Origin of the sequence: Bacillus sp. RIT 809 (assembly GCF_016892495.1) — a bacterium.
GTDB classification, from domain to species: Bacteria; Bacillota; Bacilli; order Bacillales; family Bacillaceae_G; genus Bacillus_A; species Bacillus_A cereus_U.
The window spans coordinates 18,967-38,116 of sequence record NZ_JAFEMR010000025.1 but is presented as its reverse complement, the minus strand read 5'-3'; the positions used below and the strand labels follow the sequence as shown (position 1 = coordinate 38,116).

Here is a 19,150-nt window from a genome sequence, read left to right as displayed (position 1 = left end):
TAGAAATCCCTCTTTCTCAATACGAAAAGAGGGATTTTTTGTTTTTCATTTCCCTCATCATCATCCAATCTTATTAACTATTTAGGAGGAAAATCAAATGAAAAAGAAGTTTGTACCCGGTATTGCATCAGTTGTAGGAGTAAGTATTTTATTATCTGGTTGCGGTAGTTATAAAAACGAAGCGAGCGGAGCAAATGCAAAAGATGAGGCACCTAGTAAACAAGTTTTAAACTTATCTTCACCTACTGAGATTCGAACAATGGATACGGCTCGTGCTACAGATACTGATTCTGGTCAAGTAATGAGAAACGTATTTGAAGGTTTGTATAATCTTGGTGAAGGTAACAAACCTGTCCCAGGTGTTGCAAAAGCTCATGAAGTGAGTGGCGATAAAACGAAATACACATTCCATTTACGAGATTCAAAATGGTCGAACGGCACACCTGTAACAGCGAAAGATTTTGTCTTCGCTTGGCAAAGAGCTGTTGATCCAGCAACAGCCTCTGAATATGCTTTTTTATTCTTTGATATTAAAAACGCTAAAAAAATTAATAGTAAAGAGCTTCCAGCCGATCAACTTGGTGTAAAAGCAGTTGATGACCATACGTTTGAAGTAGAATTAGAGCGTCCTGTTCCCTATTTTATTAGCTTAACGGCGTTCCCAACATTTCTACCAATCAACGAGGAATTCTTTAAAGCACAAGGTGATAAGTACGCTTTAGAAGATAATAAAATCTTATACAACGGAGCTTTTACACTAAACGATTGGAAGCATGAACAAAGCTTTAAATTTAAGAAAAACCCTACCTATTGGGATAAAGATAATGTCAAACTCGAAGAAATCAATTTCAACGTTGTAAAAGAGAAATCAACGGAAGTAAATTTATTTGAATCAAAACAATTAGACCGTATAAAATTAACATCTGATTTCGTTGATAAGTATAAAAAAGATGAGGACTTTAAAGAACGTCCAAATGTAGGCGTACAATTTTTACGTATGAATCAACAAAACAAAGTACTTCAAAATGTCTCTGCACGCCAAGCGATTGCTCAGACAATTGACCGAAAATCTTTTGTAAATACGTTATTAAACGATGGCTCTACACCAGCTAATAGTCTCGTTCCAAAAAACTTTGCAAAAGGACCTGACGGAACAGACTTCCGTACTGCAAACGGCGATTTAACAAAAATCGATACAAAATCTGCACAAGAATTATGGAAAAAGGCAAAACAAGAACTTGGATCTGAAAAAATCACATTAGAATTACTAACTAGTGATGGTGACCTTGAAAAGAAAACTGGTGAGTTCCTAAAAGGACAACTAGAAAAGAATTTAGATGGCTTAACAGTAAATATAAAACCGCAACCACGTAAACAACAAGTTTCACTCTTATTAAAAGGTGATTACGAAATCGGAATTGACGGTTGGAGTCCTGACTTTGCTGATCCAATTACATTCCTTGAATTGTTTACAACGAATAACCCTTACAACTTAGACCATTACTCTAATAAAGAGTTTGATGACACAATTGAAAAAGTTAAAACTACCTTGGCTGGTGATGAAAAAGCTCGCTGGGAAGCGTTACTAGCATCAGAAAAAATATTATTTAAGGACTCTGTTATCGCTCCTCTTTACCAAAAGGGAGAATCTTATCTAGAGCGTTCTTATGTAAAAGGAATTGTGCAAGTTGACTTTGCAGGCCAGTTAAACTTCAAGTGGGCAAAAATCGAAAATTAAATTGTAACTTTGATCAACGTTATTCCACCATACTAATTATTTTTTCATAAAATACATTAAAAGTAGGTTCCTTAATACACGGGAATCTACTTTTTCAATATATTATTTCAAGAAATTAACATTCTATTTTTATTATTGACATATAGTTCTTTCCAATGTTAATATTCTAAATAATCAAAGAAACGAAATATTTTATCATAAAAATGTAATGTCTACTATGTTGAAACATATAACGATAGATTATAGTTCAACATGTATATACATATAGAACACCTGATTACCTATAAACAAATATTCATGATAGGTTTTATCTCCTTCTATAGCTACTTCAAGACATGGACATTATGACGTTACGAACAACACATTTAGGGAGGAAAGAACAATGAAGAAAAAAGTTGTACCTGTTGTTGCATCTGTTTTAGGGGTAAGTCTACTACTAACAGCTTGCGGAGGAAATAAAGATAATGCAAGCGGAGCGAAAGCAAACGATAAAGCACCTAATAAACAAGCGATTAACTTATCATTCGCTTCAGAAATCCCAACAATGGATGTTGCAAAAGCAACGGACGGGGAATCCATGAACGTAATGAGAAATGTTTTTGAAGGTTTATATGCAATGGGAGAAGATAATACACCGATTCCTGGTGTTGCTGAGTCGGTTGACATTAGTCCAGATAAAACAAAGTATACTTTCCATCTTCGTGATTCAAAATGGTCAAACGGTACTCCTGTTACAGCAAAAGACTTTGTCTTCGCTTGGCAACGTGCCGTAAATCCTGAAACAGCTGCTGAATATGCATTCTTATTCTTTGATATAAAAAATGCGAAACAAATAAACCAAAAAGAAGCAGCGATCGATCAATTAGGTGTTAAAGCTCTTGATGATAAAACTGTAGAAGTACAACTGGAGCGCCCTGTTCCCTACTTCTTAAGCTTAACAACATTTTCAACATTCTTACCAATTAATGAAGAATATTTAAAATCTCAAGGTGATAAATACGGTTTAGAAACGAATCATTTAATTTACAACGGTGCTTTCACGTTAGATAACTGGAAACACGAACAAAGCTTCCAATTGAAAAAGAATCCTAACTATTGGGATGCTAAAACTGTAAAACTAGAAGAAATCAACTTCAATGTCGTTAAAGATAAATCTACAGAAGTTAACTTATATGATTCAGGACAAATTGATCGTGTTGCTTTAACTGCGGAGTTTGTTGATAAATATAAAAACGATGCAAACTTCAAAGAACGCGCTGAAGTAGGTATTCAATTCTTACGACTGAATCAAAAAAATACAGTATTAAAGAATCAACATGCACGTCTTGCTATTAACGAAGCAATGAATAAAAAGGCTTACGTAGAAACAATTTTAAATAACGGTGCAATCCCAGCAGAAGGAATGGTTCCTGCGAAATTCGCAAAAAGTCCAGACGGTAATGACTTCCGTAAAGAGAATGGAAATCTAGTAAAAGATGATGTGAAAACAGCAAAAGAAAACTGGAAAAAAGCGAAACAAGAACTTGGTACTGACAAAGTAACAATTGAACTATTAACAAGTGATAATGCTTTAGCTAAAAAGACTGGCGAATATTTAAAAGGTGAACTAGAAAAGAATCTAGATGGATTAACAGTGAACTTAAAGCCTCAACCACGTAAACAACAGTTAAAACTACTATTAAGTGGTGATTACGAAATCGGAATCGATGGCTGGGGCCCTGACTTCGCGGATCCTATTACATTCTTAGATCTATTCACAACAGATAGTGCTTATAACTTTGATAAATACTCTAACAAAGAGTACGACGAGCTTATTCGTAAAGTAAAAACTGATTTAGCTGGTGATGAAAAAGCACGCTTTGAAGCAATGAAGCAAGCTGAAAAAATCTTATTACAAGATGGTGCTGTCGCTCCTTTATACCAACAAGGTCGTTCTTACTTACAACGCGGATTTATTAAAGGACTTGTAACAACTGACTTCGGCGGTGAATTTAACTACAAGTGGACAGAAGTTGCAAAATAACAAACGCTAGTAAAAAAGGTATCCACATGAAGGATACCTTTTTTACTTTATACGTCTTTAGCTACAAAACCTCTTCCCTTTACTATTCCTTTTATACCTATAGCGATTCCCGCTACCAATTATGTAACTAGTATAATAAATAATAACGAAATAATATTTTTCTCTAAATTAACTCCACCAAATATTATTGTGTAATAACCATTCGCTGCGTATGTTGCGGGAAATAATCCCGAACGGCAAACCTGTTTTTCCAATGCAGTGATTAATACATATGTATTAATACTAAGAAGACTAAGAAGACTAAAAGGACGATTATCAACTCTCTTCATAGCTCTCTTTTTGTATTGAACCAAAACTCATCATAAATATAACCATAAACATCAAATATGTTCTCCACGTCAAAGAAGGTATATGCCCTGACCAAAGATAGCTAATTAAATAGTTAATTCCCATAATACAAGACGATACCACTAAACTAATACTTATTAGTTTTACATATTCGAGCATATCTTTTCTCCTTACTTTTTAATTTTCTATTTCTTCAAATTGCAGATTCACCGGCTCTTCTAGGAGTGTTTCATAAAAGTTTTCTGCCAAATCTGTTGAAGGAATTTTTTCATCCACTTCATCAAATCGAATACTATCTAGCCACACACAACCTTCTCCTGATAATAAAACACCAAATGCAATACCAAGTGCTTCTTCTTTTATATCTAATACAACCGAGTACGATTGCCAGTTATTCGTATTTTTGATTGGGCGATTTTGCATGTTATCCATAGCAAGTGGCTCTGTATCTTTTCCATCTACTCGCATCCATAATCCCGCCCAGTCTCTTACACTCTCACTCTTAATAAATGCTGTTAAACGTAATCTCTTACCTACATATTTATCCGCTCGGAACATTTGCATTACTGTTGAAAACCCTCCGTGTGTAACGTTCTCTTTTCCTTTTATATATGCAGATACTTTTCCTTGATGAACAACTTCGTAATCTAAACCCATCTCATATTCAGCAGGATGACTTCCACTTAATACCCATCCTTTCGGTATACCTTTTTCCATTGAAACGCCCTCTCTTTCTATATAAAATGACTGGAAATACTTTCGATATTTTTTTGGTGGTAATTGAAACATTCTTTTAAAAGCTCTAGTAAATGCCTCTTGTGAGGAAAAGCCATATTGCACTGCAATATCAATGACTGCTCTTTCAGTCGATACTAAAGCCTGTGCAGCATGAGTTAATCTTCTCTTACGAACATAATCCGTTACACTCATCCCGATATAACTTTGAAAAATACGATGAAAATGGTACATCGATACTGCACCGTGAAATGCCACTCTTTCTGTTGTAAGCTCTTCATGTAAATGATTCTCTATATATTCAATCGCTTTTTTTATCATCTCTTTATATTCTTCATGCATTTCAGTACCTCCTTACAACTTCAATTTACCATATACATACAAATCATTTTTGATTTAAATTGCGGATTAACCCTTAAAGCTATGAGAAAATAATTTATTTTCAACACATACATAATTACATGAAATTGGGAAAAACTTGTATAGAAAGAAGTTACATAAGGAGGAATTTATAATGAGAATTTTACTATCAGCTTTATTAGCTCTTATGCTAGTACCTGCATTAACAGGATGTAAAGCTCCTGCAAAAGAAGATACAACTTCTAATAAAAAGACAACTGAAGAAGCAAAAAATGAAGCTCCCGCTGATTTAAAACTAAACTTCAATGAATTCGATTTAAAAGCAGACTATCAAGATACGAAGAAAGACTACGAAGCTGATTATAAAAATGTAGCAGCTGATAAGAAAATGGAAGCAAAACTTGAAGACCATAAAACAGATGCGAAATTCACAGGCAACGAGGCTGTTACTAAATTAAGTCCCCTTCTACAAGAATTAAAATTTGATAAAAACACACCAGATCAAGAAGTAATTGATCAAGTAGTAAATGTATTCAAACTTGATAAAGACTACCAAAAATTCGATTTAGAAGTTGTCTTTTCTGATGGAACGAAAAAAGAATATAAAAGAGAAATAAAATAAAGAAGTAGGCGATTGCCTACTTCTTTATTTTATTTTTTAATTTTTACATATCTTAGTTCTGGACTAGAACCGATAATGAATTGGACGCCAGATACTGATGATTTTTGTAAATACGAAGAGCTTGGGAAAATAATTGGGATTAATGGTGTATCATCAAACATAATATCTTCTGCTTTATGCAATAAGTCAAAACGCTTATCTTCGTTTTGTTCAACTTTTGCTTCTTTTACTAAAGCATCAAACTCTTTATTATACCATTTTGCATAGTTATTCGGACCATCACCTGCATATAAATCTAGTTTAGTAATTGGATCTAATAGCGAGCCGCCCCATCCCATATAAGCTAATTGGAAATCACTTTGCTTGTATGTGTCGATGTAACTCTTCCACTCTTTATTTTCTAATTTAATATCTACACCAAGATTTTTCTTAAACATTTCCTGCATTGCTTCTGCTACTTTTTTATGCTGTGTATCTGTAGTGAATTTTAATGTTACTTCAGGTAATGTAGACCATCCTTGTTCTTTCATACCTTCTTCTAATAATTTTTTCGCTTCTGCTGGATCGAATTTTACGTAATCGCCTTTTTCTTTACGGAAATCACGACCACCTTGTGTTTTTGCCCCTTCTGGAACAAAAGCATATGCTTCCTGTGCATTATTTTTATACAGTTTTTCAACGATGAACTTACGATCAACCGCTAATGAAAATGCTTTACGTACTTTCGCATTTGTAAATGGCTCTTTTTCTACATTAAATGAGTAAATATAAGATGAGAATCCCGCAACACGCTTATATTCTTTATTCCCTTTTTCTTTCTCAATCATCTCTTGTGGTAAGCTACTTAATAAATCTAATTCTTTTGATTTGTACAATTGATACGCTGTTTTAGAGTCTGGAATAATACGAAACTCAATTTCTTTTAATGTTACCTTTTTATCATAGTATTCTTTATTTTTTTGTACTGTAATAGCTTGGTTATGCTTCCATTCTTTTAACGTGAATGGTCCGTTCGTAATTAACTCTTTTGGATCTGTTTTTAATTTATTGTTATCATCAATTGATTTTTTAGATAATGGAATAAATAATGAACTTGCTAACTTTTGTTTAATAGAAGCAACTGGGTGCTCAAGCGTTACCTTTAATGTTTGAGGATCAACGACTTGAATACCAACTTGGCCTTCTTCACCTTTTCCAGTATTATATGCCTCTGCTCCTTTAATAAAATACATTTCTGTCGCATTCATAGAACCCGTTTTCGGATTTAATAATCGCTTCCATGCGAACTCAAAATCATTTGCTGTAATAGGAGAACCATCTGACCATTTAATATCTTTCTTTAAATGTATTGTATATTCAGTTCCATCAGCATTTACTTCTTCTTTCTCTGCTAATTCATTTTGATATTTCCCGTCACTATCTTGCGTATATAAACTTGAAAACAACTGCCCAATTACATAACCTGACGTGCTATCTGTCGCAATAGCGGAATCAAGTGTATATGGATCACTACTAATATTCGTTACTAATCGATCTCCTTCCCCCTTACCAGCACTGGCCTTTTGCGTCTCTTTCTTACCGCAAGCGACAGAAGTTATTGCTAAAACAGTCATAATGACAAACAGTAAAAACTTCTTCATCCTACATTCTCCTTTAACCTGAAATTTTTGGTGTTGATGCTAATAATGTTTTTGTATAAGAATGTTGTGGATTACGGAATACTTCTTCCGTATTTCCAAATTCAACAAGTTCTCCTTTGTATAAGACAGCCACTTTTTCACATAAATAGTGAACCATCGGTAAATCATGTGCGATAAATAAATATGTATAGCCTTGTTCCTTTTGAATCTTTTGCAGCAAATGTACAATTTGGATTTGCAGTGAAACATCTAATGCTGAAATTGGTTCATCAAGGATTAATACTTCTGGCTCACATAATAGCGCTCTTGCAATGGCAATACGTTGACGTTGTCCACCGCTAAATTCGTGGGGATAACGATCAATATATCGTCTATCTAATCCAACACGCTCTAGTGCATCACCTGCGACTTTATCTTTCAATCCTTTATCGCCTAAACCGAATGAAATATATCCTTCCGTTACGCTATCGCGTACTTTCCAGCGCGGATTTAATGCAGCTGTGGAATCTTGAAAAATAAACTGTACTTTCTGTAAGAAATTCCGCTTATTAGCTGACTTCAGCGTGTGAACAACTTGACCGTTATAATCAATTTCACCAGACGTTGGTTTTTCAATCCCAGCTATGAGCTTACCAAGTGTTGTTTTTCCTGAACCACTTTCTCCGATAATGCCAAGAGTTGTTCCTTTCGGAATAGAAAGTGATATACCTTTTAGCGCCGCAATTTCTTTATTTTTACTTCCATATGTTTTTGTGACTTGTTTTACAGCTATTAAATCTGTCGTCATGAAGCATTCACCTTTTCTTTTGATTTCGCTTTATTATGCTCCAGAATATGCTGCCAGCAATGTGAACTATGCTCCTCAGAATATGTTGTTCTCTCTGGGAAACGATGAATACATTCTTTTATCGCTACTGGACAACGATTCACAAACGGGCATCCAAAACTATTTAACGTTTCAATTGAAGGTGTTGTTCCCTCAATTGCTCTAAGTACCTTTTCTGAATCATCCATATTTGGAATTGCTTGCAATAAGCTTTTCGTGTAAGGATGCTTAGGAGAGCCAATTACTTCCCCTATCGTTCCTTTTTCAACAATGCGCCCCCCGTACATAACAACTACTCGGTCAGCTATTTCACGCACAAGTGCCAAATCGTGAGTAATTAATAAAATACTAGTATTTTGTTTTTCTTTTCGCTCTTTTAATAACCCCATAATTTGTTTTTGAATTGTTACATCTAACGCCGTTGTAGGTTCATCTGCAATAACGAGCTTCGGATGACATGCAAACGCAATTGCTAAACAAATACGCTGCCTCATACCTCCGCTCAACTGATACGGATATTGTTCAAAGCGTTTCTCTGCTTCATGTATCCCTAAATCATTTAGTAAGTTAATTGCAATTTCTTTTGCCTCTTTTTTCGATTTCTTTTCATGCTGCACAATTACTTCTGTAATTTGTCTTCCCACCTTCATCGTCGGATTTAAAGATGAAAGCGGGTCTTGAAAGATAAAGGAAATATCTTTCCCACGAATTTGATTCCATTCTGATTCTTGTAAATCCGTTAATTCCTTTGATTGGAAAGATATATTTCCATCATCAATATGAATCGATTCTTGATTTAAGCCGATAATTGATTGTGCTGTAACACTTTTTCCTGAACCACTTTCTCCAACAAGTGCAACTATTTCACCTTCGTTAATAGAAAAGGAAACATGCTTCACAATTGCTTGCTTACTATTCTCTTTTTCAACGGCCAACGTTACGTTTTCTAAAGATAAGATTTGTGCCATGTTTTTTCTCCTTTCGATTACGTTTTACGATTTTCGGATCAATCGCATCTTGCAAACCATCACCAATCGCATTAAATGCGAACATGATTAGTGCAATCATGATTGCCGGGAAGAAAAGTTGCCACCATTCTCCGCTTAGTAATGTCCCGAGTGCATCGTTCGTCATCGTGCCCCAGCTCGCTGCTGGTGATTGTACTCCAAGTCCGATAAAACTTAAAAATGATTCTGAGAAAATAGCTGCTGGAATTGTAAATGATAAATTTACGATAATAATCCCTGTTAAGTTTGGAATTAAATGCCCATATATAATTTTCATATGAGGTGTACCTAATCGCTCTGCTGCGATAACAAATTCTCTTTGCTTTAAAGACAAGACTTGTGCTCTAATGAGACGTGCCATGCCAATCCATCCCGTTAACGCAAGGGCGATTATAATTGTAAAAAGTCCTGGTTTCATAACGATTAATAGTAAAATAACAATTAATAAATATGGGATACCGTATAACACTTCAATCCCTCTTATAATCCACTCATCAATTAACGTTCCAAGACGATTACGCCCTCTCACATATCCACTAAAACCTCCGATAAGTACACCAAGCCCTATATCAAGAGCTGCCGCTACCAATCCAACTGTTAATGAAATTTTCCCACCAGCCCAAGTACGCGCCCAAATATCTCTCCCTAAATCGTCTGTTCCGAACCAATGCTCACTACTAGGCGGTAAGTTAGTTGCTTCTTTTATTTGTTCACTCGCAGTAAATGACGTTAAACTTTCGCCAATAAGCGAGAAAACAATAATTAGTAATAACGTCACTGCCCCTAAAACTGCTATAGGGTTTGATATAAACTTGCGAAACACTTCCTTTTTTCGGCTAATCGTTTGCTGATCTTTATTTATCGTTAATTCTTTTTTCTCTTCATTCGTTAATAACTGGTCATTAATTTCATAAGCCCCCATTTAAACATTCCCCTCCTTACGTAATAGAACGAATACGCGGATCAACAATACGATGAATGATATCTGTAATAAAAATACATACAATTAATAGCGAACTATAGAAAATGGTTGTTCCCATAATTACCGGATAATCTCGGTTAAAAATACTATCTACAAAATATTTTCCTAAACCAGGAATTGAAAAGATTTTTTCAATAACGAAAGTTCCTGTTAAAAGTCCAGCCATTAATGGGCCAACAAATGTAAGTACTGGAACAATTGCATTTCGAAGAGCATGTCTTATAATGATTTTCTTAATTGGTATACCTTTTGCTCTCGCTAGCTTAATATAATCACTCTGCAACACTTCAATCATATTAGAGCGAACAAATCTTGTAATAACTGCGATTGGCCCGAGCGCTAATGCGAAAGAAGGTAATACAGTATGCTCAAACGTTCCCCACGACGCCACTGGTAGTAATTCAAATTGGATGGCGAACACTTGTATAAATAGTGGCGCTAAAATAAAACTAGGAATAGAAATACCGAGAATCGCAAGCAAGCTCACACTATAATCAATCACTTTCCCATGATATAGCGCGGCAAATGTACCTGCGGCAATTCCGACTAACAATGAAATAACAAGTGCTTGTAAACCAATAATTGCCGACGGTCCAAAACCAGTTGTTATAATTTCCGATACACCTTGACCTGTTGATTGAACAGATTCACCAAAATCAAAATGAACTACCCCATCCAAATAAGCAACATACTGATTCCATAACGGTTCATCAAGGTGATACTTAGCTCTCATGTTTTGTATCACTTCTTCAGGAAAGATTTTCGCATCTGACGAAAATGGATCCCCTGGAATAATATGCATAATTAAAAATGTTACTGTCGTAATGACCCATAGCGTAAACACCATAACCGATAGTTTTTTAATAACATACACTTCAATAACCCCCTAAACAAATGAATTTACTTTGTTTTATTGACATATTTGTTCCTATTACTCCTTTTCCACTTCTTAAAACACAAAAAGCCTTGATCTTAAAAAATAAGATCAAGGCTTAATAAAACTATGCCCATCACTTATCTTTCAAGCCTTGCTTGCTGGAATTAGCACGGTGTTCTATTACAGAACCCGCTGCTGAGGTGTCATAGGGCCAGTCCCTCTACCTCTCTGGATAAGTAAATTGCTATATTATTATTTGGTTCAAATTGTATATTTTGAATTATAATTCTGAAAAAATGAAAAGTCAATCTAATTGGATATATTTAGAAAAATCAGTTTTCGATGGCGTTATTTCTTAAAATCACTACTTTAACTTATAGTAAAGGTAATTACTTTAAAGGAGTTATAAGATGGATCCCTTACTTCTGGCTACTATAGGATTGCCATTAACAATTGTCATACTCGTTATCATTGGTTTCTATAAACTCTTCATTAAAAAGAAACGTATCACTTCTTTTTATACACCCTTCGATAATATTACTGGACAAACAATTTCAGAATTTCACGAAGAGCAGAAGGTATTAGTATGCGAGGATGAAGACGGAGATGGTAAGAAGAAAAAATAACCTTGCGCATGCGCAAGGTTATTTTTTCGTTTCCGTTTGAAAACGTTTATAGTATGTCGATGCTGTTGAAAAATTAATTTCTATATCACGAATCAACGATGAATCTTCTTCTTTAGCTAACTTCTGTAATTTTTTCATCGCTTGTTCTGATTCATTTAAGAAACCAACATACATTTCATGTTCTTGTTCTTTCGACTTCGGTACATGAATTTCTTTACGCATATGATCTATATCTTCTAACATGCCCGTTGTTACATTTTGCACGTCTTCCTTAAATTTAGCATTAGTTATTTCCTTACCGCCCTTTTCTTTTGCCACTTCAAATAACTGTAACGCTTTATTAATTTCCTTGTTCATCTTCGCATCATACTTTTCATGTACCTCACGATACACTTTCGTATCTTCTGTCTGTTCAGTAGATTGCTCTACCTTTTCTTTCGGTTCTTTCGTATCTTTCGTGTCTTTATTTCCATTACATCCCGCTAGAAGGAGCATACCCCCAAGCATTGCAATACCGAAAACCTTCTTCATCTCTTATTCTCCTTTTATCTACATCTACTACGAATTACAGTTTCTCTTATCTCCACTTGTTTTATTATACCGAGAACGTCCTAAATTTTGCACTTAAGATGATCTCTTAATAAATATACCCACATTTTTGTCACATTATCGTCACTTTATGCAAGTAACTTCTCCATCACTTCACTACCTTACAAAACTGTAAGCACTCATAGAGAACAAACCATGCTAGACTTACATATGCATAACGCAAGCGTAGTTAAGTTTTTAAGGAGAATCACCTATGTACAATACAATACCTTTTATGGGAGAAGATATTCGTGTCCTTATTCGTGAAAGATCACTTCATATTGAAAACACAGAAAACCTTCGCCGCGTATTAAAAAAGCAACATGCTCCATTTAAGTTAGCCCAATATTTAAAACAACAACATACAAATCAATTTCATACTGTGCTAAATATATCGGATAAATCATTAACAATCGAGATTATCGGTCATGTCTACATTGGAAATTTTGCAGATGTCTTAAAAGAAATTCCACGCATACCGAAGATTGCTCCTATTATCGTTGAGAGGGCATATAGAATTACAGATCATACTGATATTATTGACTGCGGGGAGAAAGAGGTCGACAGTAACCGCTGGGTATGGGATAAACTTGCTTTCTTATATGATGCGATCATGAATAATATGTATGAGTTATTTCAAAGAAATGAAAAAAAGAGCTGATTCAGAGAAATGTTTGAATCAGCTCTTTTTTGTTAAGCCTCTAAATTTTGTTTTTGTTGCAGTTCAAACTGCTGTTCACTTCTTTTTGCCATGAATAAATAGCATAACACAGCACCAATTTCACAAAGAGCTATAACAACACCCATAGGAAGTGCTGTATTACTTCCGCCAATACCTACTAGTGGTGCAACAAGCGCTCCTGAAATGAACTGTAATAAACCTAGTAAAGCTGATGCTGTTCCTGCTGCTTGTTTTTGATTTCTCATCGCTAACGAGAAGCCAGTTGTTGATACAACCCCAACACTTGATACAACGAGAAATAGCGAGCATAAAACACCAATTAGACCTATTCCTAATACGATTGTAAGTAGTAACGATAGACCGCCAACAGCCGCAATAACAATACCGGAAACAAATAATGTCTTCTCATTCACTTTCCCTGCTAAGCGGCCAGTAACTTGGCTAGCAATAATAATACCGATACCGTTAATTGCAAAGAACAAACTAAACTGTTGTGGTGATGCCCCGTATATATTTTGCAACACGAACGGTGAACCAGAAATATAAGCAAACATTGCAGCTGTTACTAATCCTTGCGACAATGCATAACCCATAAATAAACGATCTTTCAGAAGCTTTCCGTATGTCGCCAGCGTTCCCGACAAACCACCTGTCTCTCTTTCTTCAGGAGGTAATGTTTCACGTAATACGAAAGTAGATGATATTAGCATGAATACACTAATTGCTCCAAGAACGATAAAAACGCCGCGCCATGATGTGAACTGTAATAATTGCCCTCCAATAATCGGTGCCAAAATAGGTGCTGCTCCGTTTACTAGCATAAGCAGTGAGAAAAACTTCGTCATTTCAGAACCCGAATACATATCACGTACCATTGCACGTGATATAACGATACCAGCAGATCCTGAAGCACCTTGTAAGAAACGTAAAAGTACTAAACTCCAAATAGATGGTGCAACAGCACAAAGTAAAGAAGAAGCAACATAAATAATAAGAGCGATAATAAGAGGTTTGCGTCTTCCGTAAATGTCACTAATTGAACCAACAAATAACTGTCCCACTGAAAGCCCAAGCAGACAAGCAGTTAATGTAAGCTGCGCAAGGGATGCACCCGTTTGTAAATCATCCGTTAACTTTGGTAAAGAAGGCAAATACATATCAATAGATAATGGCCCAATTGCCGTAAGTGTCCCTAATACAAGAATCATCCATAACCTGTTTGTCTTTACAGGTTTATATACTTCGTGATTAACTTCATTCACTTTTTCCATTCACCCTTTCATATAACTACTTAACCGTAACAATTATAGTTACAACATAAATATACGTCAAGTATACCGTATTTTCCTGTTTAATAATGTAAAAAAAGCGATAGAATCTCTATCGCTTTACTGTTTCAAATTACTATTTGTAAATTTAGATACAGATGCCATCATTTCTCCTGTGTCTAAATATGTGATTTGAATTGGATCTCCTACTTCTGTAAACATTGCATATGGGAATTTCTTCGCCGGTACCATGAATACTTTTTGCTCGTTTTCTAATAGTACGTACACAATCGTATTTTCACCTGATTTTTCTTTATACACACGTTGTACAGTACCTTCTTTTTGCGCTTCTTTTCCATTTGAAGTCGGTCTAAATGAATCACCACTTCCACTCAGCGCATTTTTATAATTCTCAAGTGCTTCTTTTTGCGTTGAACCTGTTGCAAATATTTTCGCATTAGAAGCATATATAACAGTATGAGCACGTACTAATCCCCCGTCATCAATAACCGGTACAATCCAAGAAGGTTTACCATATACGTTATAAATAACCGGCATTGTTCCATGCCATTTCTCTCTCTTAAAGGAATTATCCACTACTTCTGTAGCAGCCGAACCGTCCATAATTCCCTTCACTTCTTTTCCGTTATAGTAATACAACTTTCCTGTACGTGCATCAACTAATGAGTAACCGAGGGCAGAATCTACTCCTTCTTTCGGAGAGGTAAAGTCTGTAAAGTAATACAGTTTACCATCCTTTCCGAAGATTGGCGTAACGCCTTCCTTCGTCCCCCACTCAGTCGGAATCTTCATGTCAGTTTGTGAGAATTTCGTATTCCAAAATCCGTGAATATATTTTCCGAAGTACGTATTTAACGTAGATGCTGTTTCATGATTTAATACACCATCAACGAATTTAGGTGCATTCCCTTTATCATATCGTTTCACATCACCTGTTTGTGCATCAACAACGACAACGCCTTCTACTTCAAACCCTGATCTTCCTGAAATAAACTCACCGTATGTCATTGTATAATACGGTTTTCCTTTATCATCAACTTCAAATTTTGGATTCCCTTTAAAAATTAAATCTGGCTCTGCTTTTCGAACGACACGTTCTAATTTATTACCGAAAAACATGCTTGGTACATACTTCATTTTATATCCAAGATGTAATTTCGCTTCCGCATCAGGATTTGTACCTGACATTGTTACGTAACCTGGAATTGTTTCCGCTTTACGTGCTTTAAAAAATCCCGAAACTTCTATCGGTGCTACATACAAGGCTTCACCATTTACCATTTGTGGCGTTAATTCCCCTAGCTCAAAATAAGCTACTTTCGGAATATCACCAAATACCTTTTTCATTTTATTTTCCGCTGTTTTAGGCGGAACTGTAAACGGTTGGTCATTTTCAGTAAATGGCTCCGAAATATCTTTCTCTACCTTCACGACCGAATCATATTTCTTTTGCGAGATTACTATATCGTGCAAATAACCAAAATAGCCGTAACTTGCGAGTAAAACAAACATTAGAAGTCCTTTTAACGTACCTTCTAATTTCCCTACCTGCTCTTGTGAGAATAAAACAAGCCCAATTAAAATCGCTACTGCAACAGAATAATGAGTAAGAATAGAATCTGCTCGATCATCAATTAGCCAAAAATATTCATAGATTGCAATACCTATCCAAAATAAAACAGGAATAACTAAAATAGATGATTTCTTACCCTTTACAACTTTCTCATTTCCTCCTTTATCCACCGCGCGAATTTTATTACCGCTTCTAGTCCATGGAATCAAAAATAAAGTGAGAATAGCTAAAACTATAAATTTCATCAAAGGCAATGTCCCCTTTTCTTTTGTCTTCTCCATAAGTATAACAAATAAAGGGTAATCAGGTAAAAATGGGTATGATTATATTTTTTTGCTACTTAATACAATTCCACTCACTACATATAAAACTGAAGCAATGTAAAAAATAGTCCCTATCGTAAAGAAATCCACTAGGTAACCAGTTGCAATTATAGCTACTCCGCCACCAATTGATGTCCATACATGGTATTTTCCAATTTCGTAACCAGCTTCCTTATGCGCTACCTTTCGTGCTAACGATGTCTTCTCCGTATTACGCTGCACAGCACCTAAAATACCCATTAAAATTTGGAGAATGTATACATGCCAAACTTCTGTTGCAATAGGGAAACAAAGCATTAATATAGCCATGGACCATGCGTATATAATTAATAACTTTCTATCACCTATCCTATCAGAGGTTCTTCCAACTAACGGATATACTAGAGCTGAAGTTAAGGCAAATAAACCGTACGCCCAGCCAAATTGCGAGAAACTATTTCCAACATTTCGAAGCAATAGTATATAAAAAGGAAATACCATGCTACCCGCCATCATAATAATGCTTTGTGAGGCCACAAATCTTCTATATGTCATTTGCTATACTCCTTATAAAATAAATTCACAAACCTTTCCTCTGGGTCTACTTCCTTCTTTTTCTGAAGGAATTCTTCTATGCGAGGATACGCTTTCTTTAGTTGCTCCTTTTCCGGATAAGAATAATACGGTAAATAATAACTTCCATTATGCTTTAAAGTAACATCAATCATCTTCTGAATGACCACTTTTGTTTTCTTTATTTCATCCTCAGAACGCCCTTGATTAATTAGAAGCACAAGCGCAAACATATCATCTTTCGCATAAGATAGCACCGCATTCTCATTCTTTTCTACATAGCGGATTGTAATGTTAAGAAGGTTTAATTCCTCTTCATTTAAAACGCTTCGCAAATCATCTATATACTCTGCAAAACCATCTATCGGTACAAAGTACTCTTGTAAAACTTCGGTCAAGTTTGGATTATCGTATTCCATAAAAGCACTATCAGATCTCATTACGTTATTTCGAGTTTCGTACTTACCATCTGTACGTTCAAAATAACTTCTTTGTATATCCCAAAATGCGCCCTTTCCCCAGTCACTATAACGTGATAATCCAAGTAAGAATTTCGGCGCAGCTATAATATTTTCTTCTTTTAATTTGCTGTACTCTTTCAACTTCTGTTGATCTTCTGCTAGTACATAATCTGTCACATACATTTCTTTTAAAAATGAATTTGGGGCAACAGAAATACGTGCTAAATGCATACGTATATTCTCGTCCCTTCGCACTTTATTCTTAAAGTATGAAGAGTATTCTTTATAATCTAGTACCTTCGTATGCGTTTCATACAATTCATCGTTTGTTAACTGTAGCGTCACATCTAAAATCACACCAAACAATCCATATCCCCCAATTACATACGGAAACAAATCAGCATTTTCTTCTCTACTTACATTACGCACTGTACCATCTGCCATTAAAAATCTGAACGACTCTACTGTATCAATCAATGCTTCATGACGAATATCACGCCCATGTACATTTACACTTAATGAACCACCAACAGTAAAAATATTTTGAGATTGCATCACTTGAACTGCAAGACCATATGGATTGATTTTCTTTTGAATGTCATTCCATGTGACACCGCTTTGCACCCTAATCCTCTTCTTCTCCGGATCGAATTCTAATATTTCATTATACCCTTTCATATCAAGCATCGTACCGTTCGGATAATACGTCTGCCCGCCTTGGCTATGTTGCATACCTGCAATAGAAATCTTCTCTCCAGAAACATTTGCATCTTGCACTAATTTTATTAACGAATCTTCATCCGTAGCACTTTCAACACGTTTAATCTTTGTCGGGAGTAATTTACCTACATCACTCATAATAGGATGATCGAGCTGCTCTTTATATGTATGTACAGATGCAGTTAACAGCACAGTATACGCCACAATGACAACTACTATCTTTCGCTTTTTCAAATGGCACTCTCCTTGTTTAAATTCCCTTCAATCTATGTTTACAAAAAATATATTGGTAACAAAAAGAGATACCCGTTCTTTCAGGTACCTCTCTTAACAGTCATTACTTTGCTGCTGGCAATTGTATTGGATCAAATTTATCATACGATGTAAACTTTGCATCCGTAATAATATGTGCTTTATCCTCACCATTGCTACTCATAACCATATCTATCTTTGCTGATTCATATTTAAAGTCTTTTGTAATAATATATTCCCCATCTATTTCTTCTATCTTTGCATTTTGTCCTTGTAGCATTTGTTTCTGTGCTTCATCCATACTAGCTAGCATACTCTCTGTCTCTTGCCCTTTTAATGCAAACTTCAGCTTATACTTATCTCCACTTTTCTCCATCTTCACTTTATTTAAAATTTCCGATGGAACCTCTAAATTATCTACCATTCCTTGAGTTGCATTCATTCCGTTAGCATTTAATTGTTCCTCTGATACAGACATAACTTCACCCGTATTAGGATTTTTCACCTGACCAGCAACTTTGCCACCCACATCATAAACAATAACCTCTGTACCAGAAACATTCATTTCAGAACGAGAATTCTTTTTCTTCGGCTCTAGTTGCATTTTAGCCTTCATTATATTCATCTCTGTTCCTTCAGCCTTTATTCCCACATCATATGTCATCGTTACATTTTCTTCGTTTTTAAAAGCTTCATTCGCTTTATTAAAAACATCCTTCGCTGCTAATTCTTTTTCTTTCTGCACAGCTTCCTTTTTCGGTTCATCAGTCTTTTTGGTTTTCTCATTACTACACCCTACCCCTAGACCGACTGCAAGTACTAAACTTGAAATTAAAATAAATTTTTTCATAACGTCGCCTCCTTCCCCAAAATAATATCACCTCTTTTCCTATTAAATCTATATAATTCGTAATATTTCTATTTAA

The 19,150-nt window shown here is 35.3% G+C and carries 18 protein-coding genes, 1 pseudogene and 1 riboswitch; of the genes and pseudogenes, 5 read left to right on the top strand and 14 right to left on the bottom strand.

From position 1 onward, the window contains the following. Positions 1–97 precede the first annotated feature (97 nt). Positions 98–1,738 carry a peptide ABC transporter substrate-binding protein gene (locus JTF23_RS22315; protein WP_204209750.1) on the top strand — a complete coding sequence of 547 codons (1,641 nt, stop codon included), beginning with the start codon at positions 98–100 and terminating at the stop codon, positions 1,736–1,738. 382 nt (positions 1,739–2,120) lie between these two features. Further along, positions 2,121–3,761 carry a peptide ABC transporter substrate-binding protein gene (locus tag JTF23_RS22310; RefSeq protein ID WP_204209749.1) on the top strand — a complete coding sequence of 547 codons (1,641 nt, stop codon included), beginning with the start codon at positions 2,121–2,123 and terminating at the stop codon, positions 3,759–3,761. Positions 3,762–3,808: 47 nt separating this feature from the next. Here the strand turns inward: JTF23_RS22310 and JTF23_RS22305 are convergent. The 3 genes and pseudogenes from JTF23_RS22305 to JTF23_RS22295 all read right to left on the bottom strand — a co-directional run bounded on the left by JTF23_RS22305 (position 3,809) and on the right by JTF23_RS22295 (position 5,186). After that, positions 3,809–4,090: pseudogene (locus JTF23_RS22305) on the bottom strand (hypothetical protein). Next, on the bottom strand, positions 4,077–4,268 hold the full coding sequence (locus JTF23_RS22300; RefSeq protein ID WP_002159572.1) for a hypothetical protein: 192 nt from the start codon (positions 4,266–4,268) through the stop codon (positions 4,077–4,079). The pseudogene JTF23_RS22305 and the gene JTF23_RS22300 overlap by 14 nt, the downstream one beginning before the upstream one ends. An 18-nt stretch (positions 4,269–4,286) precedes the next feature. Continuing rightward, positions 4,287–5,186 (bottom strand): helix-turn-helix transcriptional regulator, encoded by a 900-nt coding sequence (locus tag JTF23_RS22295; RefSeq protein ID WP_204209748.1) that lies wholly within the window; start codon positions 5,184–5,186, stop codon positions 4,287–4,289. 172 nt (positions 5,187–5,358) lie between these two features. On the opposite strand from JTF23_RS22295, the gene JTF23_RS22290 reads away from it, so the two are divergent. Then, the gene (locus JTF23_RS22290) at positions 5,359–5,826 is read left to right on the top strand and encodes a YusW family protein (RefSeq protein ID WP_204209747.1); all 468 of its coding nucleotides are present in this window, start codon (positions 5,359–5,361) and stop codon (positions 5,824–5,826) included. Between the two features lie 29 nt (positions 5,827–5,855). Here the strand turns inward: JTF23_RS22290 and JTF23_RS22285 are convergent, their stop codons facing one another. Genes JTF23_RS22285 through JTF23_RS22265 form a run of 5 tightly spaced genes read right to left on the bottom strand, consistent with a single transcriptional unit; the run spans position 5,856 to position 11,155 of the window. After that, positions 5,856–7,466, bottom strand: a complete 1,611-nt coding sequence (locus tag JTF23_RS22285) for a peptide ABC transporter substrate-binding protein (protein ID WP_204209746.1) — start codon at positions 7,464–7,466, stop codon at positions 5,856–5,858. Positions 7,467–7,479: 13 nt separating this feature from the next. Then, a complete protein-coding gene (locus tag JTF23_RS22280) occupies positions 7,480–8,253 on the bottom strand; it encodes an ABC transporter ATP-binding protein (RefSeq protein WP_070127835.1) in 774 nt (257 codons plus the stop codon). After that, positions 8,250–9,260 (bottom strand): ABC transporter ATP-binding protein, encoded by a 1,011-nt coding sequence (locus JTF23_RS22275; RefSeq protein WP_002113364.1) that lies wholly within the window; start codon positions 9,258–9,260, stop codon positions 8,250–8,252. The genes JTF23_RS22280 and JTF23_RS22275 overlap by 4 nt, the downstream gene beginning before the upstream one ends. Then, positions 9,217–10,221 (bottom strand): ABC transporter permease, encoded by a 1,005-nt coding sequence (locus JTF23_RS22270; RefSeq protein WP_088077259.1) that lies wholly within the window; start codon positions 10,219–10,221, stop codon positions 9,217–9,219. Before JTF23_RS22270 ends, JTF23_RS22275 begins: the two co-directional genes overlap by 44 nt. A 16-nt stretch (positions 10,222–10,237) precedes the next feature. Continuing rightward, on the bottom strand, positions 10,238–11,155 hold the full coding sequence (locus JTF23_RS22265) for an ABC transporter permease (RefSeq protein ID WP_000289323.1): 918 nt from the start codon (positions 11,153–11,155) through the stop codon (positions 10,238–10,240). Between the two features lie 137 nt (positions 11,156–11,292). Continuing rightward, positions 11,293–11,397: riboswitch (SAM riboswitch) on the bottom strand. A 171-nt stretch (positions 11,398–11,568) separates the two neighbouring features. Here JTF23_RS22265 and JTF23_RS22260 point away from each other — a divergent pair. Continuing rightward, positions 11,569–11,784: a DUF3951 domain-containing protein gene (locus JTF23_RS22260; protein WP_000371385.1), complete on the top strand. Its 216-nt coding sequence runs from the start codon at positions 11,569–11,571 to the stop codon at positions 11,782–11,784. Between the two features lie 18 nt (positions 11,785–11,802). Here the strand turns inward: JTF23_RS22260 and JTF23_RS22255 are convergent, their stop codons facing one another. After that, entirely contained in the window at positions 11,803–12,315 is a 513-nt protein-coding gene (locus JTF23_RS22255; protein WP_002113360.1) for a hypothetical protein, read from the bottom strand. 271 nt (positions 12,316–12,586) lie between these two features. Between JTF23_RS22255 and JTF23_RS22250 the strand changes: the two genes are divergently transcribed. Then, entirely contained in the window at positions 12,587–13,033 is a 447-nt protein-coding gene (locus tag JTF23_RS22250; RefSeq protein ID WP_002113359.1) for a hypothetical protein, read from the top strand. A 32-nt stretch (positions 13,034–13,065) separates the two neighbouring features. Here JTF23_RS22250 and JTF23_RS22245 read toward each other — a convergent pair whose 3' ends face one another. From JTF23_RS22245 to JTF23_RS22225, 5 genes are all read right to left on the bottom strand, one after another. After that, positions 13,066–14,325 carry a multidrug effflux MFS transporter gene (locus tag JTF23_RS22245; protein WP_002159578.1) on the bottom strand — a complete coding sequence of 420 codons (1,260 nt, stop codon included), beginning with the start codon at positions 14,323–14,325 and terminating at the stop codon, positions 13,066–13,068. Positions 14,326–14,442: 117 nt separating this feature from the next. Further along, positions 14,443–16,161, bottom strand: coding sequence for a DUF3981 domain-containing protein (locus tag JTF23_RS22240; protein WP_204209777.1), 1,719 nt, complete (start codon positions 16,159–16,161; stop codon positions 14,443–14,445). A gap of 78 nt (positions 16,162–16,239) precedes the next feature. Beyond that, on the bottom strand, positions 16,240–16,773 hold the full coding sequence (locus JTF23_RS22235) for an MFS transporter (protein ID WP_002113356.1): 534 nt from the start codon (positions 16,771–16,773) through the stop codon (positions 16,240–16,242). Further along, the gene (locus tag JTF23_RS22230; protein WP_204209745.1) at positions 16,770–18,206 is read right to left on the bottom strand and encodes an FAD-binding oxidoreductase; all 1,437 of its coding nucleotides are present in this window, start codon (positions 18,204–18,206) and stop codon (positions 16,770–16,772) included. Before JTF23_RS22230 ends, JTF23_RS22235 begins: the two co-directional genes overlap by 4 nt. A gap of 103 nt (positions 18,207–18,309) precedes the next feature. Further along, positions 18,310–19,074 carry a hypothetical protein gene (locus JTF23_RS22225; protein WP_204209743.1) on the bottom strand — a complete coding sequence of 255 codons (765 nt, stop codon included), beginning with the start codon at positions 19,072–19,074 and terminating at the stop codon, positions 18,310–18,312. Positions 19,075–19,150: the final 76 nt, after the last annotated feature.

What these genes read in the sequence shown, in the direction of transcription:
- JTF23_RS22315 (WP_204209750.1), top strand. Translation starts at nt 98, where the DNA reads ATGAAAAAGAAGTTTGTACCCGGTATTGCATCAGTTGTAGGAGTAAGT.
- JTF23_RS22310 (WP_204209749.1), top strand. Translation starts at nt 2,121, where the DNA reads ATGAAGAAAAAAGTTGTACCTGTTGTTGCATCTGTTTTAGGGGTAAGT.
- JTF23_RS22300 (WP_002159572.1), bottom strand. Translation starts at nt 4,268, where the DNA reads ATGCTCGAATATGTAAAACTAATAAGTATTAGTTTAGTGGTATCGTCT.
- JTF23_RS22295 (WP_204209748.1), bottom strand. Translation starts at nt 5,186, where the DNA reads ATGCATGAAGAATATAAAGAGATGATAAAAAAAGCGATTGAATATATA.
- JTF23_RS22290 (WP_204209747.1), top strand. Translation starts at nt 5,359, where the DNA reads ATGAGAATTTTACTATCAGCTTTATTAGCTCTTATGCTAGTACCTGCA.
- JTF23_RS22285 (WP_204209746.1), bottom strand. Translation starts at nt 7,466, where the DNA reads ATGAAGAAGTTTTTACTGTTTGTCATTATGACTGTTTTAGCAATAACT.
- JTF23_RS22280 (WP_070127835.1), bottom strand. Translation starts at nt 8,253, where the DNA reads ATGACGACAGATTTAATAGCTGTAAAACAAGTCACAAAAACATATGGA.
- JTF23_RS22275 (WP_002113364.1), bottom strand. Translation starts at nt 9,260, where the DNA reads ATGGCACAAATCTTATCTTTAGAAAACGTAACGTTGGCCGTTGAAAAA.
- JTF23_RS22270 (WP_088077259.1), bottom strand. Translation starts at nt 10,221, where the DNA reads ATGGGGGCTTATGAAATTAATGACCAGTTATTAACGAATGAAGAGAAA.
- JTF23_RS22260 (WP_000371385.1), top strand. Translation starts at nt 11,569, where the DNA reads ATGGATCCCTTACTTCTGGCTACTATAGGATTGCCATTAACAATTGTC.
- JTF23_RS22255 (WP_002113360.1), bottom strand. Translation starts at nt 12,315, where the DNA reads ATGAAGAAGGTTTTCGGTATTGCAATGCTTGGGGGTATGCTCCTTCTA.
- JTF23_RS22250 (WP_002113359.1), top strand. Translation starts at nt 12,587, where the DNA reads ATGTACAATACAATACCTTTTATGGGAGAAGATATTCGTGTCCTTATT.
- JTF23_RS22245 (WP_002159578.1), bottom strand. Translation starts at nt 14,325, where the DNA reads ATGGAAAAAGTGAATGAAGTTAATCACGAAGTATATAAACCTGTAAAG.
- JTF23_RS22240 (WP_204209777.1), bottom strand. Translation starts at nt 16,161, where the DNA reads ATGAAATTTATAGTTTTAGCTATTCTCACTTTATTTTTGATTCCATGG.
- JTF23_RS22235 (WP_002113356.1), bottom strand. Translation starts at nt 16,773, where the DNA reads ATGACATATAGAAGATTTGTGGCCTCACAAAGCATTATTATGATGGCG.
- JTF23_RS22225 (WP_204209743.1), bottom strand. Translation starts at nt 19,074, where the DNA reads ATGAAAAAATTTATTTTAATTTCAAGTTTAGTACTTGCAGTCGGTCTA.